23 protein-coding genes and 1 pseudogene are annotated in these 25,127 nt (G+C 67.5%); 9 read left to right on the forward strand and 15 right to left on the reverse strand.

Annotated elements, in window-relative coordinates; genetic code table 11:
* Nucleotides 1–314: 314 nt before the first annotated feature.
* The 4 genes from ACFE7K_RS13955 to wecB all read right to left on the reverse strand — a co-directional run bounded on the left by ACFE7K_RS13955 (nucleotide 315) and on the right by wecB (nucleotide 4,027).
* Nucleotides 315–551, reverse strand: a complete 237-nt coding sequence (locus ACFE7K_RS13955; protein WP_375398808.1) for a hypothetical protein — start codon at nucleotides 549–551, stop codon at nucleotides 315–317.
* Nucleotides 552–714: 163 nt separating this feature from the next.
* Nucleotides 715–1,434, reverse strand: coding sequence for a metallophosphoesterase family protein (locus ACFE7K_RS13960; RefSeq protein ID WP_375398830.1), 720 nt, complete (start codon nucleotides 1,432–1,434; stop codon nucleotides 715–717).
* 186 nt (nucleotides 1,435–1,620) lie between these two features.
* Complete coding sequence (wecC, locus tag ACFE7K_RS13965; RefSeq protein WP_375398809.1) at nucleotides 1,621–2,919, reverse strand: UDP-N-acetyl-D-mannosamine dehydrogenase; 1,299 nt, start codon at nucleotides 2,917–2,919, stop codon at nucleotides 1,621–1,623.
* Entirely contained in the window at nucleotides 2,903–4,027 is a 1,125-nt protein-coding gene (wecB, locus tag ACFE7K_RS13970) for a non-hydrolyzing UDP-N-acetylglucosamine 2-epimerase (protein ID WP_375398810.1), read from the reverse strand. The genes wecC and wecB overlap by 17 nt, the downstream gene beginning before the upstream one ends.
* Before the next feature lie 115 nt (nucleotides 4,028–4,142).
* Here wecB and galU point away from each other — a divergent pair, with 115 nt between their 5' ends.
* Nucleotides 4,143–5,006, forward strand: a complete 864-nt coding sequence (gene galU, locus ACFE7K_RS13975) for a UTP--glucose-1-phosphate uridylyltransferase GalU (RefSeq protein ID WP_375398811.1) — start codon at nucleotides 4,143–4,145, stop codon at nucleotides 5,004–5,006.
* Nucleotides 5,003–6,004 (forward strand): NAD-dependent epimerase/dehydratase family protein, encoded by a 1,002-nt coding sequence (locus ACFE7K_RS13980; protein WP_375398812.1) that lies wholly within the window; start codon nucleotides 5,003–5,005, stop codon nucleotides 6,002–6,004. Before galU ends, ACFE7K_RS13980 begins: the two co-directional genes overlap by 4 nt.
* A gap of 1 nt (nucleotide 6,005) precedes the next feature.
* Here the strand turns inward: ACFE7K_RS13980 and ACFE7K_RS13985 are convergent, their stop codons facing one another.
* The 7 genes and pseudogenes from ACFE7K_RS13985 to ACFE7K_RS14015 all read right to left on the reverse strand — a co-directional run bounded on the left by ACFE7K_RS13985 (nucleotide 6,006) and on the right by ACFE7K_RS14015 (nucleotide 12,109).
* A complete protein-coding gene (locus ACFE7K_RS13985) occupies nucleotides 6,006–6,761 on the reverse strand; it encodes a ThiF family adenylyltransferase (RefSeq protein WP_375398813.1) in 756 nt (251 codons plus the stop codon).
* Nucleotides 6,758–6,895 carry a hypothetical protein gene (locus ACFE7K_RS13990; RefSeq protein WP_375398814.1) on the reverse strand — a complete coding sequence of 46 codons (138 nt, stop codon included), beginning with the start codon at nucleotides 6,893–6,895 and terminating at the stop codon, nucleotides 6,758–6,760. Before ACFE7K_RS13990 ends, ACFE7K_RS13985 begins: the two co-directional genes overlap by 4 nt.
* A gap of 53 nt (nucleotides 6,896–6,948) precedes the next feature.
* Nucleotides 6,949–7,392 (reverse strand): dUTP diphosphatase, encoded by a 444-nt coding sequence (dut, locus tag ACFE7K_RS13995; protein WP_375398815.1) that lies wholly within the window; start codon nucleotides 7,390–7,392, stop codon nucleotides 6,949–6,951.
* 95 nt (nucleotides 7,393–7,487) lie between these two features.
* Nucleotides 7,488–8,696: pseudogene (gene coaBC, locus ACFE7K_RS14000) on the reverse strand (bifunctional phosphopantothenoylcysteine decarboxylase/phosphopantothenate--cysteine ligase CoaBC).
* Nucleotides 8,693–9,796 (reverse strand): hypothetical protein, encoded by a 1,104-nt coding sequence (locus tag ACFE7K_RS14005; protein WP_375398816.1) that lies wholly within the window; start codon nucleotides 9,794–9,796, stop codon nucleotides 8,693–8,695. Before ACFE7K_RS14005 ends, coaBC begins: the two are co-directional and overlap by 4 nt.
* Complete coding sequence (ubiB, locus tag ACFE7K_RS14010) at nucleotides 9,796–11,331, reverse strand: 2-polyprenylphenol 6-hydroxylase (protein ID WP_375398817.1); 1,536 nt, start codon at nucleotides 11,329–11,331, stop codon at nucleotides 9,796–9,798. The genes ACFE7K_RS14005 and ubiB overlap by 1 nt, the downstream gene beginning before the upstream one ends.
* A 40-nt stretch (nucleotides 11,332–11,371) precedes the next feature.
* Entirely contained in the window at nucleotides 11,372–12,109 is a 738-nt protein-coding gene (locus ACFE7K_RS14015; protein WP_375398818.1) for a class I SAM-dependent methyltransferase, read from the reverse strand.
* Between the two features lie 131 nt (nucleotides 12,110–12,240).
* Between ACFE7K_RS14015 and mutM the strand changes: the two genes are divergently transcribed.
* From mutM to dnaA, 3 genes are all read left to right on the forward strand, one after another.
* Complete coding sequence (gene mutM / locus ACFE7K_RS14020; protein WP_375398819.1) at nucleotides 12,241–13,050, forward strand: bifunctional DNA-formamidopyrimidine glycosylase/DNA-(apurinic or apyrimidinic site) lyase; 810 nt, start codon at nucleotides 12,241–12,243, stop codon at nucleotides 13,048–13,050.
* Nucleotides 13,051–13,154: 104 nt separating this feature from the next.
* Nucleotides 13,155–13,415: a 30S ribosomal protein S20 gene (rpsT, locus tag ACFE7K_RS14025; RefSeq protein ID WP_375398820.1), complete on the forward strand. Its 261-nt coding sequence runs from the start codon at nucleotides 13,155–13,157 to the stop codon at nucleotides 13,413–13,415.
* A gap of 445 nt (nucleotides 13,416–13,860) precedes the next feature.
* Nucleotides 13,861–15,228 (forward strand): chromosomal replication initiator protein DnaA, encoded by a 1,368-nt coding sequence (gene dnaA, locus ACFE7K_RS14030; RefSeq protein WP_375398821.1) that lies wholly within the window; start codon nucleotides 13,861–13,863, stop codon nucleotides 15,226–15,228.
* Between the two features lie 224 nt (nucleotides 15,229–15,452).
* Here dnaA and trpS read toward each other — a convergent pair whose 3' ends face one another.
* From trpS to secB, 3 genes are read right to left on the reverse strand one after another with little or no spacing between them, the layout of a single operon-like run.
* Nucleotides 15,453–16,457, reverse strand: a complete 1,005-nt coding sequence (gene trpS, locus ACFE7K_RS14035; protein ID WP_375398822.1) for a tryptophan--tRNA ligase — start codon at nucleotides 16,455–16,457, stop codon at nucleotides 15,453–15,455.
* Nucleotides 16,458–16,471: 14 nt separating this feature from the next.
* Nucleotides 16,472–18,040 carry a murein biosynthesis integral membrane protein MurJ gene (gene murJ / locus ACFE7K_RS14040; protein WP_375398823.1) on the reverse strand — a complete coding sequence of 523 codons (1,569 nt, stop codon included), beginning with the start codon at nucleotides 18,038–18,040 and terminating at the stop codon, nucleotides 16,472–16,474.
* 30 nt (nucleotides 18,041–18,070) lie between these two features.
* Nucleotides 18,071–18,574: a protein-export chaperone SecB gene (gene secB, locus ACFE7K_RS14045; protein WP_375398824.1), complete on the reverse strand. Its 504-nt coding sequence runs from the start codon at nucleotides 18,572–18,574 to the stop codon at nucleotides 18,071–18,073.
* 171 nt (nucleotides 18,575–18,745) lie between these two features.
* Here secB and ACFE7K_RS14050 point away from each other — a divergent pair, with 171 nt between their 5' ends.
* The 4 genes from ACFE7K_RS14050 (at nucleotide 18,746) to ACFE7K_RS14065 (ending at nucleotide 23,030) form a co-directional block, all read left to right on the forward strand.
* Entirely contained in the window at nucleotides 18,746–19,393 is a 648-nt protein-coding gene (locus tag ACFE7K_RS14050; RefSeq protein ID WP_375398825.1) for a Tim44/TimA family putative adaptor protein, read from the forward strand.
* A 96-nt stretch (nucleotides 19,394–19,489) separates the two neighbouring features.
* The gene (locus tag ACFE7K_RS14055) at nucleotides 19,490–20,740 is read left to right on the forward strand and encodes a murein transglycosylase A (protein WP_375398826.1); all 1,251 of its coding nucleotides are present in this window, start codon (nucleotides 19,490–19,492) and stop codon (nucleotides 20,738–20,740) included.
* A complete protein-coding gene (locus ACFE7K_RS14060) occupies nucleotides 20,715–21,281 on the forward strand; it encodes a Smr/MutS family protein (RefSeq protein ID WP_375398827.1) in 567 nt (188 codons plus the stop codon). Before ACFE7K_RS14055 ends, ACFE7K_RS14060 begins: the two co-directional genes overlap by 26 nt.
* Nucleotides 21,282–21,353: 72 nt before the next feature.
* On the forward strand, nucleotides 21,354–23,030 hold the full coding sequence (locus tag ACFE7K_RS14065) for a putative bifunctional diguanylate cyclase/phosphodiesterase (protein ID WP_375398828.1): 1,677 nt from the start codon (nucleotides 21,354–21,356) through the stop codon (nucleotides 23,028–23,030).
* A gap of 40 nt (nucleotides 23,031–23,070) precedes the next feature.
* Here ACFE7K_RS14065 and acnA read toward each other — a convergent pair.
* The coding region (gene acnA / locus ACFE7K_RS14070) for an aconitate hydratase AcnA (protein WP_375398829.1) at nucleotides 23,071–25,127 on the reverse strand (2,057 nt) is incomplete at its 5' end.

Raw genomic sequence — 25,127 nt, forward strand, 5'->3', positions numbered from 1 at the left:
TTGAACCACATCCCAACAACCTTGGGAATCCACCTTATGGGCCTGGACCCTAGGGTGCTAGGTTAAAAATGCCGCATCCAAGCTGATCCAGAAACTCTGGAAAGCAAAGTCGGACGTCTGTATAACGTCCAATCACACCATCGCATGCCGATACTGACCCAGAAATATCGATGGTCGGTGGTCAGATCATCGCACATATTATCGCCGGCTGCGGCATTTCGTAGTCGAGTACGGACTGCATAAAACGCACAAAAAAATGGCGCCCGCAAGGGCGCCATTTTACTTCCGACACCGCTGCGAAAGCGGCATCTACGTCAGTTGCTGTCCGAATCGTCGGCGACGATGACCACGGTGGTCACGACAGCGGCGAGCGCGAGAAGCCCGATGATGAGCGCCGGGCCAACCAGATGGCTGCTCTTCTTGGTCGACGAACCAGCCCGGACCGACTTCGCGACCGACAGCGAAGCGGCGGGATTAGCCGGGGCAGCAAGCGCAGGCGCTGCTACCATCGACATAACGGCCAAGGGCGCGATATATTTGCCGAGACGCATAAGATGAAATCCCTTTTCTCAATTTGCAAGGTTTTACTATCATCGACGGATTGGCGCCGCAACCCCAATAACGGCTAACGGTTCGGTTCGGAAGCTATGTTGCTGCCGGGCAACAGGGTGTTATCAAAAGGTTAATTTCTGTCTGACGTCTTTTCGTCCGGCATCAAACGCCGCTCTGCAGATACCACTTTTCCGTGCCTTCCAGGCCAAGCGCGGTCAATCTGCCCGTGGCGAAGGCGCCCGTGTCGATGCCGATCCGGTTCGCCTGTTCATCGACGTCGGCCAGAATGGTGTGGCCATGCACGACGATGCCGGGCAGATCTCCCCGATAGGTCAGGAACGGTTCTCTGATCCACCGCAGGTCTTTTGCCGTCTGCTTGTCCAACGCAACGCCTGGGCGAACCCCGGCATGGACGAAGATATAGTCGCCAATCTGGATCAGATCCTCGAACCGCCGCACGAAATCCAGATGGGCCGAGGGCACGGCCGCGACGATCCGATCGGCCAGTTGTTCGAAGCTCAACACGAAATACTCGTCCTCGCTGATCCCGTAGCTCAGGATCGTCTCGCGACCGCCGATCCGGCAGAAGAGCCTGACCGCGTTATCCTCGCCGCTTGCCGCGAGCAGAAACACTTCTTCATGATTGCCCAACAGGAAACGGGTAGTCGGTTTTTCCTTGGCCAACCCCATCAACCGATCGATCACGCCGGCGGAATCGGCGCCGCGATCCACTATATCACCAAGAAAGATCAGTGATGTCCTGGCAGGCCGGCGCCCGGCATCGTCGGCATCGATCCGGGCCAACACATCGTCGAGCAGATCAAGCCGTCCATGAATGTCGCCGATCGCATAGATCCGTTCGCCGGCGGGAATGGCCGGCATTGCCACCGGGGCGCCCCGGCGCGACTTCAAAAATCTGGAAAGCATTGGCCGACAATCAAAAACCGCAAGGTCGACAGCGCCCTAGCAAGCCGCGGGACGTATCGCTAGGTCAAAGCCGTGAAGCACGGCGCCATTCAGCCCCGCGCTCGCGTTCCGCGCGCCGGACGAACTGACCCATCTGCGGCCTCAACTGGCGAGGCGCAGGCCAGTGGCGGCAGGCGCGACGCGCGGCTGGTCCGGCCAGATCCCGCGCGTGTCGAGCACCGCCTTGCCGGCCCGTTCCTCCAGCGGGACCGACCGGAACACGTCATGGTCGACCAGCACCACCATCACCGGGCAGGTCTCGATGGCGGTGTCGATGTCGATCAGCGTCGCGCCGCTGTCGGCCAGGGGGACGGGCAGCGCGTCCGCATAGGGCTCGACGATCCGCACGCGCGCGCCGAAGCGGGCGGTCAAGGCGGCCGCGATCTTCATCGCCGGGCTTTCGCGGAAATCGTCGATATTGGCCTTGAACGCCAGCCCCAGGCAGGCGACCGGCGCGCCTGGCATCGCCTCGATCAGCGCCGTGGCCTGGGCGATGACATGGTCCGTCTTGCCGTCGTTCACCTGGCGCGCGGCACGGATCAGCGGGGTCTGTTCGGGCGCGGCATGGACCAGGAACCACGGATCGACGGCGATGCAATGGCCGCCGACACCCGGGCCGGGCTGGAGGATGTTGACGCGCGGATGGCGGTTGGCCAGGCGGATCACCTCCCACACGTCGACCCCCATCCTACCGGCGATCAGGCTCAATTCATTGGCGAAGGCAATGTTGACGTCGCGAAACGCATTCTCGATCAGCTTGGTCATTTCGGCCGCGCGCGCAGTGGTGGTGACGCAGGCGCCGCGCACGAATCGGCGATAGAAATGCAGCGCCTTGCGCGCGCAGCGCGGCGTGATCCCGCCGATCACGCGGTCATTGTCGATCAGCTCGACCAGGATCCGTCCGGGCAGCACGCGTTCGGGGCAATAGGCGATGGCGACATCGGCCTGTTCGCCGGCGCGTCCAGGTATACGCAGATCGGGGCGTAGCTGGACCAGCAGGTCGCGGACCTTCTCGGTGGTGCCGACCGGCGAGGTCGATTCGAGGATCACCGTATCGCCGGGCTTCAGGACGATGGCGATGCTGGTCGCGGCTTTCAGCACATAGCCGGTATTGGGCGCGTGGTTCTCGCCAAAGGGGGTCGGAACGGCGATGACGAAGACGTCGGCCGGCTCGATCTGCAACGACGCGCGCAGGTCGCCGCGCGCGACCACGCCGGAGACGAGACCGTCGAGATCGACCTCCTCGATATGCACCTTGCCCGAATTGATCGTGTCGACCACCGACTGGTGGACATCGACGCCAAGAACCCGCGCACCGGTACGCGCGATCACGGCGGCGGTGGGCAGGCCGATATAGCCCAGCCCGAGGACGACGACCTTCAGTTCAGCGTGCGACCCCATCGGCAAGGACCCCTGCAATCCGGGCCGCGGCATGGCCGTCGCCGAACGGATTGTGGGCGCGGGCCATCGCGGCATAAGCGGCCTTGTCGTCGAGAAGCGTGAAGACTTCGGAAACGATGCGATCGGCGTCGGTGCCGACCAGCCGGGCCGTGCCGGCGGCCACGCCTTCGGGCCGTTCGGTGGTATCGCGCATCACCAGCACCGGCTTGCCCAGCGCGGGCGCCTCCTCCTGGACCCCGCCCGAATCGGTGAGGGCGAGCGCGCACATGCCCAGGGCGCGGATGAAATGCGGGTAATCGAGCGGCGCAACCCGCGCGATGTCGGGCCGTTCCCCCAATATCCGGTCCATCACCGACACGACATTGGGGTTGGGATGCATTGGAAACAGTATCGCGACGTCCGGACGCTCGGCGATGCGGGCGATGGCGCTGGCGATGTTCTCCATGCCCCCGCCGAAATTCTCGCGCCGATGCGTGGTGACCAGCACGATCCGCTGGCCCGCGAAACGCGTGGCAATCGCATCAAGCCCGCATGCCAGCGCCGGATCGGCGGCGATCTGCTTGCTGGTCCAGTGCAGCGCGTCGATCACCGTGTTGCCGGTAACGTGGATCGTCGCGGGATCGATGTTCTCGCGGCGCAGCGCGGCGGCGGCCGTCCCGGTCGGCGCAAAATGGAGGTCGGCGACCGGTGCCACGATCCGCCGGTTCACCTCTTCGGGCCAGGGATGGTAGATATCGCCCGAACGCAGCCCCGCCTCGACATGCGCGACGGGAATCTTGCGGTAGTAAGCGGCGAGCGCGCCGGTCATCGCGGTCGCGGTATCGCCCTGGACGATCACCCGGTCGGGCCGCTCGGCGTCCATCACCTCGCCCAGCCCGGTCAGTAGCCGGGCGGTCAGCCGGTCGAGCGTCTGGCCGGGTTCCATCAGGTCGAGGTCGATGTCAGGAGTGATCCCGGCGATCGCCAGGACCTGGTCGAGCATCCCGCGATGCTGCGCGGTGACGCACGTGCGCACGATGCCGCCGCCGGCCGCCAGCGCGCGGACCACGGGGAACAGCTTGATCGCCTCCGGCCTGGTGCCGAAGATCACGAGGGTTTTGCGGGACATGTCAACCATAAGCGCCCCTTAACCGACGGCCATTAAGACCCGGCTAAACACGCCGTTGCCGGTGTCGCCGGGGCACTTTATTGCGCGATGCAATTCGAAAGGAAAAGAAACCGCCATGATCATCAAGCCGCTGCGCAAGGCCGTGTTTCCGGTCGCTGGGCTGGGCACGCGCTTCCTGCCGGCGACCAAGGCGATGCCCAAGGAGATGCTGACGGTCGTCGACAAGCCCCTGATCCAATATGCCGTCGAGGAAGCGCTGGCGGCGGGGATCGAGCAGGTCATCTTCGTCACCGGCCGCGGTAAGAGCGCGCTGGAGGATCATTTCGACGTCTCCTACGAGCTGGAAGCGACGATGAAGGCGCGCGGCAAGTCGATGGCGCTGATCGACGGCATCCGCCAGAAACCCGGCTCGCCGGTCTATGTCCGCCAGCAGGAGCCGCTGGGGCTGGGTCACGCGGTGTGGTGCGCGCGCGAGATCGTCGGCGACGAGCCGTTTGCCGTGCTGCTGCCCGACGAACTGATGGTTGGCGGCTTCATGAAGCAGATGGTCGCCGCCTATGACCGGCTGGGCGGCAATGTGATCGGCGCGCTCGAAGTCCCCGACAGCGAGACCGACAAATACGGCATCATCTCGCCCGGCAAGCAAGACGGCCGGGTGACCGAGGTGACCGCTCTGGTCGAAAAGCCCGCCCGGGGCACCGCGCCCAGCAATCTGATGATTCCCGGCCGCTACATCCTCCAGCCCGAGGTGATGACCATTCTCGACGGCCAGAAGCCGGGTGCCGGGGGCGAGATCCAGCTGACCGACGCGATGGCGCAGCTGATCGGGCGGCAGCCGTTCCACGGCTTCACCTTCGACGGCCAGCGCTACGATTGCGGCGACAAGGGCGGCTATATCGAGGCCAATCTGGCGCTGGCACTGGCGCGCGACGACATCGGCCCGCGGGTCCGTGCGTTCGCCCAGACGCTTCTTGGATGACCGTCCTGGTCACCGGGGCGGCCGGGTTCATCGGCTTCCATGTCGCCGATCGGCTTGCCGCGCGCGGCACCCCGGTGATCGGGATCGACAATCTCGACGATTATTATTCGGTCGCCCTGAAGCGCGCGCGCCTCGCTTGGCTGAAGGCTGAGCATGGTGATCTCGTCCGCTTCGTCGACTGTGACTTCGCCGATGAGGATGCCCTGGTGGCAGCCGTGTCGGGAGCGGGGATCGAGCGCATCGTCCATCTGGGGGCGCAGCCGGGGGTGCGCCATTCGATCGAGAATCCGCGTGCCTATGCCCGCGCCAATTTGCTCGGCCACTTGAACCTGCTCGAACTCGGACGCGGCCTGAAGGTCGCGCATCTGGTCTATGCGTCGTCCTCGTCGGTCTATGGCGGCAATGCCGCGCTGCCTTTCCGGGTCGAGGACCGCGTCGATCATCCAGTGTCGCTCTATGCCGCGACGAAGAAGGCCGACGAGCTGATGAGCGAGAGCTATGCGCATCTCTATCGCCTGCCGCAGACGGGACTGCGCTTCTTTACCGTCTATGGCCCGTGGGGGCGGCCAGACATGGCGGTGTGGCTGTTCACCGCCGCGATCCTGGCGGGGCGCCCGATCCGGCTGTTCAACCGCGGCGAGATGCGGCGCGACTTTACCTATGTCGACGATATCGTCAGCGGCGTGGTCGCGGCGCTCGACCGGACGCCGGCCGATGACGGGTTGGTCAAGGCCGGCGGGGCGACCACGCCGCATGCGCTCTACAATATCGGCAACAATCGTCCGGAGCCGCTTGGCACGCTCGTCGATGTGATCGAGGCGGCGTGCGGCCGGCCGGCGATCCGCGAATATCTGCCGATGCAGCCGGGCGACGTGACCGCGACCTGTGCCGATATCGGCGCGATCCAACGCGACCTGGGATTTGCGCCGACGACGCCGATCGCGATCGGCGTGCCTCGTTTTGTCGATTGGTATCGCGGGTGGCTGGCACGCGGCTGACCTATACCGCGTGATGGTGGCGGCAACCGGGATCGCGCGGCAGCGACAGCGTGCGGAAACGCAGCGCCAAGCCGTCGGCGATCAGGACCTTGCCCGCGCTGTCCTGGCCGAACGGCACGATGGCGCGGATCACCTCGATCGCGGCCAGGCTGCCCATCATCCCGGCCATCGCCCCCATCACCCCCGCTTCGGCGCAGCTGGCGGCGTCGCGCTGCGGATCGTCGCCGACAAGGCAGCGGTAACAGGGCTGGCCGTCCTCCCACCCGCGAAAGACGCCCAATTGGCCGTCGAATTGCGCTACCGACGCGGCGACCAGCGGAATGCGCAGTGCCAGTGCGGCATCGGCCACCGCCAGCCGGGTGGCGAAATTGTCGGCGCCGTCCAGGATCACGTCGGCGTTCGCCAGCAGGCGCGCGGCGTTGGCCGCACCGATCCGCTCGCGATGCGCGACGATCCGTATCCCCGGGTCGCGCCTAGCAACCGCGCGGCCTGCTGCGACCACCTTGGCGGTGCCGATATCGGTCATGTCGAAGATGGTCTGGCGTTGCAGGTTCGACAGGTCGACGCGATCGTCGTCGATGACCACGATCGTGCCGATGCCGGCCGCGGCGAGATACTGGAGCGCGGGCGACCCGATCCCGCCGGCGCCAATCATGGCAACGGTGGCGTTGCGCAACCGGACCTGCCCGGCGCCGCCGATCTCCTTCAATACAATGTGCCGCGCGAAGCGGTCGAGATCGGCGTCGGAAAGGCTCACGAGCCCCAGGTAACGGTCAGGTCGGTGCGATACCGGCTATCGGCCGAGGGGTTGGCAAGGGTGCCGCGCGCCGTCTTCTGGACGATGCCGGCCGCGAACTGCTCGACCGTGGGACAATTGATCGCGCGCGGCACGATTCCGGTAACTTCTGAAGCGCGGCTTGCAAGGCAAGGATCCCCGGGGACGGTCATCGACCGGTCGATCCGAAACCGCTGCTGCCCCGACCGGTATTGTCCAGCGCATCGACTTCGTCCAGCTCGGTACGGTGAACCGGTGCCGCCACGAGTTGGGCGATGCGATCGCCGCGCGCGATCGCCAGCGGTTCCTCGCCCAGATTGGCCAGGATCACCTTGATCTCGCCGCGATAGTCGCTGTCGATCGTTCCCGGCGCGTTGAGGCAGGTGACGCCGTGGTTCAGTGCCAGGCCCGAGCGCGGCCGCACCTGCACCTCATATCCTTCCGGGATCGCCATCGCGAATCCGGTCGCCACCGCCTGTCGCGCGCCGGGTAACAGGCGCAGCGTCTCGGCGGACACGACGTCCATGCCGGCAGCGCCGGGCGTCGCATAAGCGGGCAGCGGCAGGCCGCCGCCATTGGGCAGGCGTTTGATCGCGATCCGAATCGGCGGCATCGTCAACTTCCCATCGATGATACTCGCATCAGCCATGCGTCGAGCCGGCCCCGATGTGCAATACCGGCTGGTAAGCAGCGCGTTCGCCCTGTTGTTCAGGCTAGCGTGGCGGCGATCCGCCTGGCCAGCCGTGTCCCGACCTCCGCCTTGGACAGCCGGCCCCAGCTTTCGACGCCGGTGGCGGTCACGATGTGTACGCTGTTCGCGTCGCCGCCCATCACGTCGCCCGACACATCGTTGGCGACGATCCAGTCACACCCCTTCTTTGCCAGCTTGGCGCGGGCATGATCAAGGACGTGGTCGGTCTCCGCCGCAAAGCCGATCAGCAGCCGGGGACGGTTCGGCGCCCGGGCCAGGATCGCCAGGATGTCGGGATTCTCGACCAGTTGCAGCACCGGCGGGCCATCCACGCCCTTCTTGATCTTCTGTTCCGCCGTCGCGACCCGCCAGTCGGCGACCGCAGCGACCATCACCGCGGCATCGGCGGGCAGCGCCGCGTCGACCGCCGCGGCCATCTCGATCGCGGTCTCGACATCGACGCGCGTCACTCCCGGCGGTGTGTCCAGTGTCACCGGGCCGGCGATCAGCGTCACCCGCGCTCCCGCTGCGGCCAGCGCCCCGGCGATCGCGAAGCCCTGCTTGCCCGACGATCGGTTGGCCAGATAGCGAACTGGGTCGATCGGCTCGTGCGTCGGCCCGGCGGTGACGATGATGTGGTAGTCACCCAGCATCGGCGCCTTCCCCGCGCCCGGGCGAGGGACCGACTGTCATCCGGCCAGCCTCGCCAGGATCGCCGCCAGGATCACCTCGGGCTCGGGCAGGCGCCCGGGGCCGAACTCGCCGCACGCCATCGCGCCGTCGTCGGGTTCGATCACCGCAACCCCATCATCGCGCAGCGTCGCAACGTTGCGGACGGTCGCCGGGTGCCGCCACATCCGCACGTTCATCGCGGGTGCGGCCAGCACGGGCTTGTCGGTCGCGAGCAGCAGCGTGGTCGCCAGATCATCGGCGATGCCCGCCGCCATCTTCGCCATCAGGTCTGCGGTGGCGGGTGCCACGACCAGCAGGTCGGCCTGGCGGCTGAGCTGGATGTGGCCCATCTCGGCCTCGTCCTTCAGATCCCACAACGTCGTGTAGACCTGGTTGCCGCTTAGCGCCGCCAGCGTCATCGGCGTCACGAATTGCTGGCCCGCCCCCGTCAGCACGCAGGTCACGTCGACCGCGGCCTTGCGGCACAACCGGACCAGTTCGCATGTCTTGTACGCAGCGATGCCGCCGCCGACGATCAGCAGGATCCGGCTCACGACGCCACCCGCTGGACAGTGATGTTGCGACGCCGGAAAGCGGCGGCGATCAGGTCGCGCAGGCCATCGGGCACGAACGCCAGGCCGACGAGGAGCGTGGGGGCGACCATCAGCCCCCAATAGAAGGTATCGACTCGCCCGAACAGGCCGATCAGCACGGCATAAGCGGTGAAGGTTGCCAACGCGCGGATCGCGACCGGCTCGCGCCATGCCGCCCAGCCGAACAGGGCCAGTCCAACAAGGAGCGCCGCCAGCCAGGCCGGCGCGAGGCGCAGCGCGGTCGACAGGGTCATCGCCTCGACGAAGAACCCGAAACCCAACATCCCCGCCCAGCCCGGCGACGCGGGGTCGAGCGGGGTGACGACCTGCGCGACGGCATAAGCGTGCGCCGCCAGCGCCAGTGCGAACAGCGCCAGCCCCCCGGTCCAGGCGATCGCCTCTCGCCGCTCGCCTTCCAGCCAGGCGAGTACCGCCATGACGACGACGTAGAGCGCGGCGGTCTCGCGGATCAGCAGCGCGACGGTCCCCAGGCCGACCGCCGCCATCCAGCGGCCGGGCCGGCGCTGCGCCAGGCTGAGCGCGACCAGCAGCCCCGCCCAGATTTCATGGAACGTTGCCAGTTCGGCCTGGACGAACGCGCCCATTCCGCCGGCGAGCAGCAATATGGCGACGACCAGCGGCGGCGCCCGGACAAAGGCGGGACGCAGCCGCGCGAACCAGGCGAGCATCACTCCTCCAGCCAGCGCATAGAGCAAGGCGATCACGCCCCGTTCGGGCATTGCCGCCTGGACGACCGCAAGCGTCGGCAGGCGGAACGTCACGAACGGGCGCAACGGATAGTCGCCGGCGCGCAATGCCGCGGCGGTGACCTCGTAGTAATTGCCGCCATGCCGGACGCCGTCGACGATCGATTCGTAGAGCATGACGTCGGCCTGGTCGTCGCCGCGCTTGCCGGGATCGCCGCTGACCGGCGGCGGGGCGGGGACGGCCAACGCACCCAGCGTCGCCGCCAGCAGGATCGCGAGCAGCGCCAGCGCGATCCGCGCGCGGCCCCGTGACAGGCGGGCGAAGCGCGAAGGCTGCGCCAGCCAGGTCGCCATCAGCGCAGCACCAGCCAGGTCGCCGCGATGCTCGTTGCGGCGCTCAGCACCGCCACGGCGACATAGCGCCACCCGCCGCCGATCCGCACCACGTCGATGTCGCGCAGCGGCGGGGCGGGGGGGGCGCCGCCCGGTGCCGGATAGCGCGCCTCGATATTGCGGATCAGGTCGGGGAGGCGCGCCAGCGTGCGCAGGTCGGTGACGATCCGGTCGGCCAGTGCGGCTTCAGGCCCCAATTCGGTCCTGATCCATTCGCGGACAAAGGGGGCGGCAGCATCCCACAGGTTGATTTCGGGATCGAGCGTGGTCGCCACGCCCTCGACCATCACCATCGTCTTTTGCAGCAGCAGCAGGTGCGGCTGGGTCTGCATGTCGAAGTCGCGGGTGATCTTGAACAGCCCGTCGAGCATCATGCCGATCGACATGTCCTTGACCGGCAACCCGCGCATCGGCTCGCCGACGGCGCGCAGCGCGGTGGCGAACTCGGCGACATTGTGGTGCGCGGGGACATAACCCGCCTCGAAATGGATCTCGGCAACGCGTTTGTAGTTGCCGGTGATTAGGCCATAGAGGATCTCGGCCAGCCAGACGCGCGCGCGACGGTCGATCCGGCCCATGATCCCGAAGTCGATCGCCGCCAGGCGTCCGTCGCGCAGCGCGAACAGATTGCCCTGGTGAAGATCGGCGTGGAAGAACCCCTCCGAAATCGCCTGGCGCAGGAAGGCTTGGATCAGCACGCGCGCCAGATGCGCCGGGTCGTGCCCGGCGGCGAGCAAGGCGGCGCGGTTGGCCAGCTTGATGCCGTCGATCCATTCGAGCGTCAGCACGGTGCCGCTGGTCCGTTGCCAGTCGATTTCGGGCACCTTGAAATCGGGGGTCGCGCGCATCCCCTCGGCCAGTTCGGACGCCGATGCGGCTTCGCGCCTGAGATCGAGTTCGCGCAGCGTCCAGCGCTTGAACGTCTCGATCACCAGCCGCGGACGCAGCCGGCCGATCTCGCCGCCGCGCGCCTCGATCTGGGCCGCCGCCCATTGATAGGTGTCGATCGCGCGGGTGAACTCGTCCTCGACCCCCGGGCGCAGCACCTTGACCGCGACCGCACGACCGTCGGGGGTCACCGCGCGATGGACCTGGGCGATCGACGCGGCGCCGACCGCGACCTCGTCGATCGAGGAAAAGACCTGGTCGAGCGGCCGGCCGAGCCCCGCCTCGATCGCGCGCCGGATCGTCTCGAACGGCAAAGGCGGCAGCGCATCCTGCAATCGCATCAGGTCGGCAGCGGCTACCTCTCCGACCAGATCGGGACGAGTCGCCAGGGTCTGGCCAAGCTTGATCGCGGCGGGGCCGATCGCCTGGAATGCATCGGCATAGCGCGGCGTCGCCGGCGCGCGCGCGCCGAACCGCGCGACGCGCACCAGCCGGCGCAGGCCGGCGGGCGTGTTGGGGTCGCGCTCGATCCCCCGGAGCGCACCATGGCGCGCGAGAATGCGCCCCCATCTGAGGAGCCGCCAGAGGTGGACGACCGGGGCGGTCACTTACTCCTCCTCCCCGTGGGGAGGATTGGCCCGTGCACGGTCAAATCTTCCAGCCGCTGTGGATCGCGACCAGCCCCCCCAGCATCGGCTCGACCGCGGTGCGGACGAAGCCCGCCTCGGCGATCATCGCCTCGAATCGCGGCATGTCGGGAAAGCGGCGGATCGATTCAACCAGATAGCGATAGCTGTCGGCATCCCCCGCCAGCAATTCGCCGACGCGCGGCACGACATTGTGCGAATAGGCGTCGTAGATTTCGGCGAAACCCGGCCATTGCGTGGTCGAGAATTCTAGGCAGAAGAACCTGCCGCCCCGGCGCAACACGCGATGCGCCTCGCGCAATGCCGCGGGGATGTCGGTGACGTTCCGGATGCCGAACGCGATGGTGTATGCGTCGAAGAAGCGATCGGGGAAGGTCAGCGTCTCGGCATTGGCCCCGGTCCAGACCAGGCTCCCCGAAACGCGCCCGGGCCGCCGGGCGCGATCGATCCCGACCTCCAGCATTGCCGGGTTGATGTCAGCGACGGTTACCGCAGCCCCGCTCCGGGCCAGCCGGAACGCGATGTCGCCGGTGCCGCCCGCCATGTCGAGGATCGCCTCGCCCGCGCGGGGTTGCACGCGGCGGACGAAGCGGTCCTTCCACAACCGGTGCATGCCCCCGGACATGGCGTCGTTCATCAGGTCGTAGCGCGCGGCCACGCTGGAAAACACCCCGCCGACGCGGCGGGTCTTCTCGTCGGGGGCGACGTCGTGGTAGCCGAAGGAGACGGTGTCGGTCATGCGCCCGGCTCTAGCGGGCGGCGGACGCGGCGCAAAGCCCTTCGCAAGGCCACACCCGCGCATACCTCCCGCAGCGATCATGCCTCCCGAAGCGATTGCCGCTTTCGCCCGAATGACGATAGGGGTCGGCGATGCCCGAGCTTCCCGAAGTCGAAACAACCGTCCGGGGACTCGCGCCGATCCTGCAGGGCGCCCGCCTTGCCAGTGTCGCCACCCGTCGCGGCGACCTGCGGCGGCCGTTCCCGGACCAGCTTGCCGCGCTGCTGACGGGCGCGATCGTCGTCAGCCTGGGGCGGCGCGCCAAATACGGGCTGATCGCCACCGACCGCGGCGACACGATGATCTTCCATCTCGGCATGTCCGGCCGCTGGCGGATCGATCCCGACACGCTGCTGCCCCATGACCATCTGGTGATCGAGACGCGCGATCACCGGCTGGCGCTCAACGATCCGCGCCGGTTCGGCTCGATCGATCTGTGGCCGACCGCCGGCCTGGCGGATTATCCAGCCTTCCGCCTGCTGGGTCCCGAACCGCTCGGCCCGGCGCTCACCGCGGCGCATCTGCGCGGCGCGCTTTCGGGACGCACCGCCTCGATCAAGCAATTGCTGCTCGACCAGCGGATCGTCGCCGGACTGGGCAACATCTACGTCTGCGAGGCGCTGTATGCGGCGCGCATCTCGCCGCGACGCCAGGCCGGACGGGTAAGCCTCGCACGGCTCGACCGGCTGGTCGCGGCGATCCGCGCGGTGCTGCTCGCGGCGATTGAGGCGGGGGGATCGACGCTGCGCGATTATGCCCGACCCGATGGCCAGCTGGGCTATTTCTCCAAGGAGTTCGCGGTCTATGGCCGCCAGGGCCAGCCATGCGGGTGCGGCGGCACGGTACGGCGCTATGTCGAGGGCGGACGATCGACCTTCTGGTGTCCGGCCTGCCAGCGGTAAGCCGGCGTAACGGTTGACCCGAATCGCGGGTACCGCTAAGGCGCGCGCTTTCCGCGAGCAGGCCGGCCCTGCCCGACCATCATAGCGAGCAGGAACAGCAGGGCATGGCGAATACGCCGCAAGCGAAGAAGCGCATCCGGCGCAATGCGCGTCGTACGGAGATCAACGGCGCGCGCGTCGGCCGAATCCGGACCTTCATCAAGAAGGCGGAAGCGGCGCTGACATCGGGCGACAAGGACGCGGCCGCCGCGGCGATGGCGCAGGTCCAGCCCGAACTGGCGCGCGGCGTCGCCAAGGGCGTGCTGCATCGCAATACCGCCGCCCGCAAGTTTTCGCGGTTGACCAAGCGCCTCGCCACGCTCTGATCGCACATCATTCTGGCGTAAAGCGGTCCGCCGGTGGATTTCCGCCGGCGGGTTTTTGCTGTCCCGCAACCGTCCTTGCTAGCTGGGGCACCCGGGGGGGGTGAACCGCATGCAAACCCAGCTTTCCTGCCGATTCGCCAAGGCAATACTTAGGCTGCCCGTTAAAAATATAGCTTTTATAATACTTTAACTATATACGCCCGGTTTTGCGTCGGTCCCGTCAAGTCAACCGGAATATTTAACTTTTGCGACAATGAAGCGCTTGATCGACTCACGTCGAGCCTCATAATCGCCTTTCGCCACGCCGCTTCGGGACGTGGCGGTCCAGATCAAATCCACCCCAGGCGGCCGTGATTCCGACTGCGGGAGAGTTTTGTCCGGATGCTGGACGACCGGCAAGGGTGGCCAGGGCCGTCGAAAAGGGGGGATAAGCGTGGCGCTTGTAGTGGCAGTCGATGACACGATCGTTGGAGAGGTGGCGGATGCCTGGGCACGGATCCGTCGGAACCTGCGCGAATCGGCCGGTGCCCGCCTATTCGAGCAATGGTTGCGGCCGATCGAACTCGTCGACGCCGACAAGGACGACATCGTCCGGCTGAGCCTGCCGTCCGCATTCAACGCCAATTGGGTGCGCAACAATTATTCCGACCGCCTGCTCCATGAGTTTCGCGCCATCCTGCCGGGCGTTGCCAGCGTCGCAATCGAGGTGCGGACCGCCGCCCCGGTCGTGTTGCGCGCGATGCCCGACCGGCCCGCGGAGGCCGATCCGCCGCCCGCCGCGGTGCCGGTCGATCGGCCCGCGCTCGACGCCCGCTTCACCTTCGACCGCTTTGTCGTCGATGCGAGCAACCGGGTAGCGTTCAACGCCGCTCGCGGACTGGCCGAGCCGGGCCCGGCCCGGTTCAGTCCGCTGTTCCTCCACAGCGCAACGGGGCTTGGCAAGACGCATCTGATGCATGCCATCGGCCACGCCTATCTGGCGGCCGTGCCCGGGGCGCGGGTGATCATCTTGTCCGCCGAGCGTTTCATGTTCGAGTTCGTCGCCGCGATGCGCGCCAACGACACGCACAGCTTCAAGACGCGGCTGCGCGCCGCCGACCTGCTGATGGTCGACGACCTGCATTTCATCTCGGGCAAGACCGGGACGCAGGATGAATTCTTCCATACGATCAACGAACTGACCGCCGCTGGCAAGCGGCTGGTCATTACCGCCGACCGCGGCCCCCAGGGGCTCGACGATGTCGAGGCGCGGATCGTGTCGCGGCTGTCGATGGGACTGGTCGCGGACATCAAGGGCGCCGACCCGGCATTGCGGCGGGCGGTGCTCGACCACCGGCTGGGCGAGATCGACGTGGCGGTGCCCGCCGAGGTGCTCGACCTGCTGTCGACGCGCGTCACCACCAGCCTGCGGGAAGTCGAGGGTGCGCTGAACCGGCTGGTCGCCTATGCCCAATTGACCGACCAGATGATCGACCTCGACTTCGCCCAGGCGACGCTCGGCGATGTGCTGCGCGGTGCGGCGCGGCGGGTGACGATCGACGAAATCCAGAAGGCGGTGTCGGCCCATTATGACCTGAAGCCGGTCGACATGATCTCGGCACGCCGCGCGGTCGTCGTCGCGCGCCCGCGCCAGATCGCGATGTACCTGGCCAAGCGGCTGACCACGCGTTCGTTGCCGGAAATCGGCCGCAAGTTTGGCGGCCGCGATCATTCGACGGTGATCCACGCGGTCCGGCGGATCGAGGAACTGCGCGGCACCGACCAGGAGATTGACGGCGCGGTGCGCAGCCTGCTGCGCCAATTGGAAGGCTGACGAAGCCGACTGACTTGACGTCCGACGCCGCTTCCAATGTAGGATTTTTCCTGCCATCCCCGACGGGTTGTTTCTCGGGATTGTTCCAGGAGTCCCGGCGTTGCTGATGCCATGGCGTTGGGAGGATTCGTTGTCCGAACGCAGCGGAATAGGGTGTGGCTTTTCGTGAACTTTGGCGGAGGGACCGACCGCCGGAGCGTGTGACTTTTCGTGAACTTTGCCCGTCAGACCTGCAATCCGATCGCGTCCTGCGCGGCTCTGAGAACGGGGGCGGACAGCGTGCGCGCCTTGCCCGCTCCTTCCGCCAGCACGCGCCCGACCTCGCCGCGATCGGCGAGCAAGGCGGTCAGCTGCTGGCGGATCGGCCCAAGCGTGGCGATGGCGAGATCGGCGAGCGCCGGTTTGAACCGGCCGAACCCCTGGCCGGCGAACTGCGCCAGCACCGCCGCCGGCTCGATCCCCGCCAGCGCGGCATGGATCGTCACCAGGTTGCGTGCCTCCGGCCGGCCGTCGAGCGCGTCGATATTGTCGGGCAGCGGCTCGGCGTCGCTTTTTGCCTTGCGCAGCTTGCCGGCGATCGTGTCGTCGTCATCGACCAGGTTGATCCGCGACATGTCCGACGGATCGGATTTGGACATCTTCGCCCGGCCGTCGCGCAGGCTCATGATGCGCGGCGCCGCCGTCGACACGAACGGTTCGGGCAGCGGGAACAGGTCGACGCCGAAATCCTGGTTGAACTTGGCGGCGATGTCGCGGGCCAGTTCGAGATGCTGTTTCTGATCCTCGCCGACCGGGACATGCGTCGCGCGATAGGCGAGCACGTCGGCCGCCTGGAGAACCGGATAGGTGAACAGGCCGACGCTCGATCCTTCCCGGTTCTTGCCCGCTTTGTCCTTCCACTGGGTCATCCGGTTGAGCCAGCCGACACGCGCCGTGCCGCCCAGGATCCACGCCAGTTCGGCATGGGCGGGCACGCGCGCCTGGTTGAACAGGATCGACCGTTCGGGGTCGATGCCGCAGGCCAACAGCGTCGCGGCCATCTCGATCGTGTTCGCCGCCAAATCGGCGGGGACCACCGGCTGGGTCAGCGCATGGAGGTCGGCGAGGAAGAACAGGCACAGATCGTCCGTCGCCATCGCGTCCTGCATCGCCACCCATTGCCGGATCGCGCCGAGGTAATTGCCGAGGTGGAGGTTGCCGGTGGGCTGGATGCCGGAGACGACGCGCATGAGGGTCCGTTTGATCAGCGGGCGCGCTTGCGCCGCAGGAAGGCCAGGTCGTCGCGGCTGAACGCTCCCAGCACGATGGTGGCGATCGCATAGACCACGCTGCCTGCCGCCACCAGCGCCAGCATCGCCAGCGCGCGTTCTGTCCAGCTGCCGCCGACATAGGGCGTCAGCAGCCCCTGGAGCAGCCACAGGACGCCGCCCATCACCGACGCCGCCGCCGCCAGCCGCCCGGCCCTGCGCGCCAGCCGCGCGTCGGGCACGAAATGGCCGCGCCGGCGCAGCGCGCGGTACAGCAGCATGACGTTGAGCGTCGAGGCCAGCGCGGTCGCCAAGGGCGGCCCCATATGCTTGAGCGGCACGATCAGGGCGAGGTTGAGCGCGAGGTTGGCGACCATCGAGATCGTCGCGCATCGCACCGGCGTCTTCGTGTCGCTGCGCGCATAGAAGCCGGGGGTCAGCACCTTGACCAGGATATAGCTCGGCAGGCCGACCGAAAAGGCCGCCAATGCCTGGGCGGTGTAATGGGTATCGGCCGCATCGAACCGGCCGTGCTGGAACAGCGCCGCGACCACGGGCGCGCCGCACAGCACCAGCGCGACCGTCGCCGGCAGCGTCAGCAGCAGCGCCAACTCCATGCCGCGGTTCTGCGTCTCCATCGCGCCGGCCTCGTCTCCCGCGCCCAACTGGCGCGAGATCATCGGCAGCAGGACCGTGCCCAGGCCGATGCCGATCAGCCCCAGCGGGAGCTGGTTGAGGCGGTCGGCCATATAGATATACGTTACCGAACCGTGCGGCAGAAGCGAGGCGGCAAGCGCGGTCGACACGACCAGATTGATCTGCACCGCGCCGGCCCCCGCCGCCGCCGGCCAGATCAGCGCCATCAGCCGCTTCACGTCGGTGTTGAACCGCGGCAGGCGGAGCCGCAGCCGGACGCCGCTCGACCAGCAGGCCTGGACCAGCCACGCCAGCTGCAGCAGCCCCGACACGCTGACCGCGATCGCCTGGTTGCGCGCAGTCGCCAGCGGATCGTGGCTGTGGAAGAACAACAGCGCCGCGATCAGCGTGAGGTTGAGCAGGATCGGCGCCGCGGCGTTGACCCAGAACCGGTGCAGCGAGTTGAGGATGCCGCCGAGCAGCGACACCAGGCTGATCAGCATCAGGTACGGGATGGTGAACCGCGACAGCAGGACCGCAAAGGCGAACTGGTCATGGGTGACGCCGTTGAACTTGCCCGACAGCGCCAGCGTCACCGGCCAGGCGAAGAGCTCCAGCACGACGGTCATGACGATCAGCACCGGCAGCAGCACCGACAAGGCGTCCTCGGCAAAGGTCACGCCGGCGGACAATCCGGGGCCCCGGGGGTCGGCAACCTTGCGGTTGAACATCGGAATGAACGCCGCCGCGAACGCGCCTTCGGCGAACAACGCGCGGAACAGGTTGGGCAGGCGGAAGGCGACCAGGAAGGCGTCGGACGCAAAGCTGGCGCCGACGAACGTCGCGAACAGCGAATCGCGGGCCAGGCCGAGCATTCGGCTGGCCAGCGTCAACCCGCCGACCGACCCCAGCGCCCGGACAAGGTTCATCGCCGGCGACCCGGGGTCAGGTCGCGGGTGTCAGGCGTTGCCCGCCGCGCCCGCAATCGCGCCTGATTCCTGCGCTTCCTTCTGCTGCAGATAGAGCGCACCGAAATCGATCGGGTCGAGCATCAGCGGCGGAAAGCCGCCGTCGCGAATCGCATCGGCCAGCACGCGGCGCGCGAACGGGAACAGCAGGCGCGGCGCCTCGCCCAGCATGAACGGCTGGAGCGCGTCGAGCGACACGTTGCGCACGCCGAACAGACCGGCAAAGGACAATTCGACGATGAATGCGACCTGTTCGGCCGAGCGCGCCTTGACCTCGATCTTCAGCGTCACCTCGTGGACGTCCTCGCCGACCTGCGCCGCGCCGATGCCGAACTCGACCTCGATCTGCGGCGGGGTCTCGGACTGGAAGATCGCCGGCGCATTGGGGCTTTCGAACGACAGGTCCTTCACATATTGCGAGATCATGCCGATCGTCGGCGCGTTGTCGGCGCCGTTGGCGAGCGGTTCGGAGGAGGAGGTATCCTGGTCGGCCATGTGCGATCATCCCGGAATTTTGAAAATTATGGACCAGTCCAGCCGTTGCTGTCCTGTGAAGGCGCCGCGCCTAGCAGGCGCTCCGCACGAGTTCAACGCCGGTTGCGCGGCGATGGTTTGATTCGCACGGCACTTGTGCTTATGTTGGTGCTGTCAAGGCTTGGAGGCCCGGTGTTCTATCTCGTCCTTTTCGCAATGGTCGCCATCTTCCTGGGACTGCGTCTCTATGCGGTGCTCGGCAAGCGTACCGGCCATGAGCAGGTACTGCCCAAGCCGGCCGAGGATCGACCGGCAACGGTGCCGCAGGTCCTGCCGCGCACGGCCGAGCCGGTGGCCGATCGCGAGCCTGAGGCGCGCGTGGTCGACGGCAATGCCCAAGCGGGGCTGCGGGGCTTGATCTCGGCCGACGCCAGCTTTGACGTCACGCAGTTCCTGGAGGGCGCCAGGTCCGCCTATCGGATGATCCTGGAGGCGTTCTGGAAAGGGGATCGGGAGACTCTGGGATGGTTGTGCGAGGATCATGTCCGCAATGCATTCGGTGAAGCGATCGATGCGCGCACCACGGCGGGGCACGTGCTGGACAACCGGTTGATCTCGATCGAGCGGGTGCTGATCACCGATGCCGGCGTCGACGGTCGGACCGCCAAGGTGACCGTGGCGATCGATGCCGACATCGCCGCGGTGACGCGCGACGGCGAGGGCAATTTGGTCGCCGGCTCGTTGACCGACGCGGTCGTCACGCACGATGTCTGGACGTTCCAGCGCACGCTGAAGAGCAGTGACCCCAATTGGAAGCTCGCCGACACCGACGAGGCGTGACCCGGGGCGAGGCGTGATCGGCGGGCGACCGGATCGGTCGCCGTCTTTTCGCTTGTACGGATTGCCGACCGGCGCAGGCGGACGGTGTAAGCGGGGATGATCGTGAGCTATAAAGCGGGATTGGCGATCACGCTGACATTGCTGCTGGCGGCATGCGGCGGTCGCGTGGTGCCGGGGGCACCCGGTGCCGGCCTGGCCCCGGTGCGTCAGCCGACCCCGGCGACGCCCGTTCCCGCCAAGCCCAATGCGGCAGCGGCGCCCGGCGCCACCGCGGCGACGTCCGGTCTGGTCGCCGGACCTCCCGCCGCCGGCCTGGCGATCGATCGCGACCGCGCCGCCGCGGCGCTTGCCGCCTTTCGCCAAAGCTGCGCATCGCTGATCCGTCGTACCGATCTGTCCGGGCTCACCCGTGGCGACGATTGGCGTCCGGCCTGTACCGCCGCCGGGACGGCGGCCGCGGCCGCTGATCCCCGGGGTTTCTTCACCCGCTGGTTCGAAACCGTCCAGGTCGGCGACGGAAAGGCGTTCGCGACCGGCTATTACATCCCCGAAATCGCCGCGTCGCGCGACCGCCGGCCGGGCTATGACGTGCCGATCTATGGCCGGCCGAGCGATCTGGTCGAGGTCGATCTCGGCGATTTTTCAGAAGCCCTCAAGGGCAAGAAGATCCGCGGCCGGATCGAGGGCGGGGCGCTAATGCCCTATTTCGATCGTACCGAGATCGAACAGGGGCGGCTGACCAATGCGCCGATCCTGGCCTGGGCGGCCGACCCGGTGGCGTTGTTCTTCCTCCAGGTACAAGGATCGGGCGTGCTCCGCCTGGCCGACGGCGGCAGCATCACGATCGGCTATGCGACGCAGAACGGCCGCGACTATACCGGGATCGGCGTAGTGATGCGCGACCGCGGCCTGGTCAAGCCGGGACAGCTGTCGATGCAGGGGCTCTCCGCCTGGCTCCACGCCAATCCCGACCAGGGCGTGGCGATCATGCGCGAGAATCGCAGCTACGTGTTCTTCCGCGTGCTCGACGGGCCGCCCGTGGGCGCGCTTGGCCTGCCGGTGACCGGCGGCGTGACCGTCGCCGCCGACGTCCGCTTCATCCCGCTGGGCGCGCCGGTGTTCCTCTCGCTGGATCGTGCCGATGCCAGCGGGCTGTGGATCGCGCAGGACACCGGCGGCGCGATCAAGGGCGCCAACCGGGTCGACACCTTCTGGGGCGGGGGTCGCGAGGCCGAGGCGATTGCGGGCGGCATGTCCGGGCGCGGCACCGCCTTCCTGCTGTTGCCGGTCGGCACGCTTGCGCGCTTGCGAGGGGTGGGCAGTGGCGGGCCGTCGCCTCGGCCCTGACGAAGCCGCGCTGTGGGCGCGGGTGATGGCCGGCGTGCGGCCGATGCGATCACCCGCCGGGCCGCCGCCGGTCTCACCCGCGGCAGCGGGAGTGCCGGTGCCGAGGCCGCCGCGAGGATCGTCCGCGCCGCCCCCGGTTCCGCTCCCGGTGAAGGCGCAATCCGTTCCCGTCGCGCGCCACGCCGTCGCGACGCTGGACGGCGGGTGGGACAGGCGGCTGGCCCGCGGTATCGTCGAGCCCGACGCCACGGTGGACCTTCACGGCCACACGCTGGCCGGCGCGCATGCCGAGCTTGACGCCGCCCTCACCCGATCGATCGCGCGGCGCGATCGGGTCATCCTGCTGGTGACCGGCCGGCCGCCGCGACCCGACAGCCAGCGTCCCCATGCCCGTGGCGCGATCCGCGCGGCGGTCGGCGACTGGCTTCTCGCGTCGCGCCATGCGCATGCGATCGCGGCGGTGCGCGGCGCGCATCCCCGCCATGGCGGCGTCGGCGCGCTCTACCTCATCTTGCGCAGGATACCGGCACGAGGTTTTTAACCAATTGCTGCCATATCCCTTGCCGCGCTTGGCGGTATTCGGCCGCTCGCCGCAGGGACGTGCCGGGTAAAGATGGAAGCAGCAACGCTGAAAGGCCGGGCGATCATTTTCGCCATGTGCGCCGGCGCGGTCGCGTTCATCCTGGCGATGCTGGCGACGTATCGCGGCGCGATCGATCTGGGCAATGTCACGCTCGCGCTGATCCCCGCCATCGTCTGCGCGACATTATGCTGGGCTGCGGCCGAACGCGCCGTGGCGACGACCGCCGCCGCGCTGGACTCCGCGATCGCCCGCATGGCGCAGGCCGCCCAGGGCGATCTCGTCGGCCCCATCCCACCGGAGATCGAGGCAATCGTGCCGACGCTGGCCGAAGCGATGGCGACGCTGTTCGAACAGACCGAGGCCAATATCGAGGGCGTCAACCGGCTGGCGATGTTCGATCCCGTCACCGATCTGTCGAACCGCATCCACTTCCGCCGGGTTGCCGAGCGACTGTTGGCAGAGGTCCCGGCGGGCAGCGCCGGCGCGTTGCTGTTCATCGATCTCGACCGGTTCAAGTCGGTCAACGACACGCTCGGCCACGCCACCGGCGATATTGTTCTGGGCATGGTAGCCAGCCGATTGCGCGCGGTAGCCGACGAGATCGCGGCATCGGCAGGGGGTCCCTCGCCGTTGATCGGCCGGTTGTCGGGCGACGAGTTCGTCATGTTCTTCCCCGCGCTGCCCGAGGACAGGGATGCCCGGCGGATCGGCCAGGCCGTGGTGCGGGCGCTGGCCAAGCCGTTCGACGTCAGCGGCGCATCGGCCGTGATCGGCGCGTCGGTCGGGGTGGCGCTGCTCCCCGACCATGGCGCCACCCTGCACGACCTGATGCGGGCCGCGGACGCCGCGATGTACGTCGCCAAGGCGTCGGGCCGGGGCCGTGCCGAACAGTTTTCGGATGCGCTGGCCACGGGAATCGCGGATCGCGCCCGGCTTGAAGCGGAGTTGCGCGCGGGCATCCAATGCGGCCAGTTCGCCATGGTCTATCAACCGCAGATCAGCCTGATCGACGGCAAGATCGTCGCGGTCGAGGCCCTGTTGCGCTGGCATCATCCCGATCAGGGCGTGATGCTGCCCGCCACGTTCCTGCAATGTGCCGAGGAAAGCGGCGTGATCGTCGAGCTCGGCGATTGGATAGTGTCTGCCGTGGCGGCGACCATCCGGCGGTGGGACATGATCGGCATCGGGCAGCGCCTGGCGATCAACATCAGCCAGCGGCAGCTGGACCATGCCAGCTTCTTCGTGCGGTTGCGCGACGCGCTGCGCTCGACGGGAGCGCCGGCGCGCTTGCTCGAACTCGAAATGACCGAGACATTGGCGATGCAGTTCAGCGACGATACCATCGCCGCGATCGAGGCGCTGCGCAGCGACGGGGTGACGATCGCGATCGACAATTACGGCAGCGGCTCGTCCAGCCTGTCGCGGTTGTGCCGGCTGCCGATCGACCGCATCAAGCTCCATGGCGGGCTGATCGAGCATATCGTCGAGCGCGCCGAGGCACGCCAGATCGCGCAATCGGTGATCGGCCTGATCCATGGCCTTGGCTGCGAGGCGGTTGCCAAGGGGGTCGAGAACACCGACCAGGCCGAGGTGCTGCGCGTCATCGGCTGCGACGTCATCCAGGGCTATGCCATGGCCCGGCCGATGGGCGAGGATGACTTCGTCGCCTGGGTCCAGGACGGCCGCCGCCAGGCGCGCGCCGGCTGACGCCGATAATTGCCGTTGCCGGTAGCGGTCGGGCTGTCGGTCAGGCGGCCAGTTTGCGCAGCACGTAGTGCAGGATGCCCCCGTTGGTGAAATATTCGAGCTCGTTGACCGTATCGATGCGGCATCGCGCCTCGAACGTCTCGCTTGATCCGTCGCCGCGGGTCAGCGTGACCTCGACCATCTGGCGCGGGCGCAGACCGGCGACGCCAGCGATGCCGAACGTCTCCGACCCGTCGAGCGCCAGCGTCTCGCGGTTGACGCCGTCGACGAATTGCAGCGGCAGGACGCCCATGCCCACCAGGTTCGAGCGATGGATGCGTTCGAAGCTCTCGGCAATGACCGCGCGCACGCCGAGCAGGTTGGTGCCCTTTGCCGCCCAGTCGCGCGACGATCCCGTGCCGTATTCCTTGCCGGCCACGATCACCAGCGGCACGCCGTCCGCCTTGTACCGCATCGCCGCGTCGTAGATCGGCATGATCTCGTCGCGATATCTGCTCATCCCGCCCTCGACGCCCGGCACCATCTCGTTCCTGATGCGGATGTTGGCGAAGGTGCCGCGCATCATCACGTCGTGATTGCCGCGGCGCGCGCCATAGCTGTTGAAGTCGGCGCGGCTGACCTGGTGCTCCTGCAGGAACGTGCCCGCCGGGCTGTCGGCCTTGATCGATCCCGCCGGCGAGATGTGGTCGGTGGTGATCGAATCGCCGAGCAAGGCGAGCAGGCGTGCGTCGACGATATCGGTGACCGGCGGGGGCGTCATCGTCATGCCCTCGAAATAGGGCGGGTTGGCGATATAGGTCGAGCCGGCGCGCCAGGTATAGGTGTCCGATCCGGCGACCTCGATGCCGCGCCACTTGTCGTCGCCGGCATAGACATTGCCATAGCGGCTCTCGAACATGCCGCTGTCGATATTCGCCGCCATCGTATCGGCGACTTCCTGGTTGGTCGGCCAGACGTCCTTCAGGAACACTTCACCGCCGTCGCTGCCGATGCCCAGGGGGGCTTCGATCATGTCCTCGGTCACCGTTCCCTTCAGGGCATAGGCGACGACCAGCGGGGGGCTGGCCAGGAAATTGGCGCGGACGTCGGGCGAGATGCGGCCTTCGAAATTGCGGTTGCCCGACAGGACCGACGCGGCGACGAGGTCGTTGCCGTTGATCGCGGCCGAGATCGGCGCGGCCAGCGGGCCCGAATTGCCGATGCAGGTGGTGCAGCCATAGCCGACCAGGTTGAACCCCATCGCGTCAAGGTCCTCGGTCAACCCGGCCTTGTCGAGATAATCGGTAACGACCTGTGATCCCGGCGCCAGGCTGGTCTTGACCCAGGGCTTGGGCGAAAGCCCCAGGGCGCGGGCCTTGCGCGCGACCAGCCCGGCGGCGACCAGCACGCTGGGGTTCGAGGTGTTGGTACAGCTGGTGATCGCCGCGATCACCACGTCGCCGTCGCCGATGTCGTGATCGCGACCCTCGACGTCGACCCGTTCGGGCCGGTCCTTGAAATAGAGCTTGGCAAGATCGCCGTTGAACACCTCGTCGACCTTCGTCAGGCTGACGCGGTCCTGCGGCCGCTTGGGCCCCGCGAGGCTGGCGACGACGGTCGACATGTCGAGTTCGAGCGTGTCGGTGAAGACCGGGTCGGGCGCGTCGGCGTGGCGCCACATGCCCTGTGCCTTGGCATAGGCTTCGACCAGCGCGATCGTCTCGGCCGGGCGACCGGTAAGCTTCAGATAGTCGATCGTCTTGTCGTCGACCGGGAAGAAGCCGCAGGTCGCGCCATATTCGGGCGCCATGTTGGCGATCGTCGCCCGGTCGGCCAGCGTCATCGTGTCGAGCCCGGGCCCGAAGAATTCGACGAACCGCCCGACCACACCCTTCTGGCGCAGCATCTGGGTGACGGTCAGCACCAGGTCGGTGGCGGTGATCCCCTCGTTGGTGCTCCCGGTCAGCTTGAAGCCGACGACCTCGGGGATCAGCATCGACACCGGCTGGCCGAGCATCGCCGCCTCCGCCTCGATCCCGCCGACGCCCCAGCCGAGCACGCCCAGGCCGTTGACCATCGTCGTGTGGCTGTCGGTGCCGACCAGCGTGTCGGGATAGG

This window comes from uncultured Sphingomonas sp., from assembly GCF_964244265.1.
GTDB lineage: Bacteria > Pseudomonadota > Alphaproteobacteria > Sphingomonadales > Sphingomonadaceae > Sphingomonas.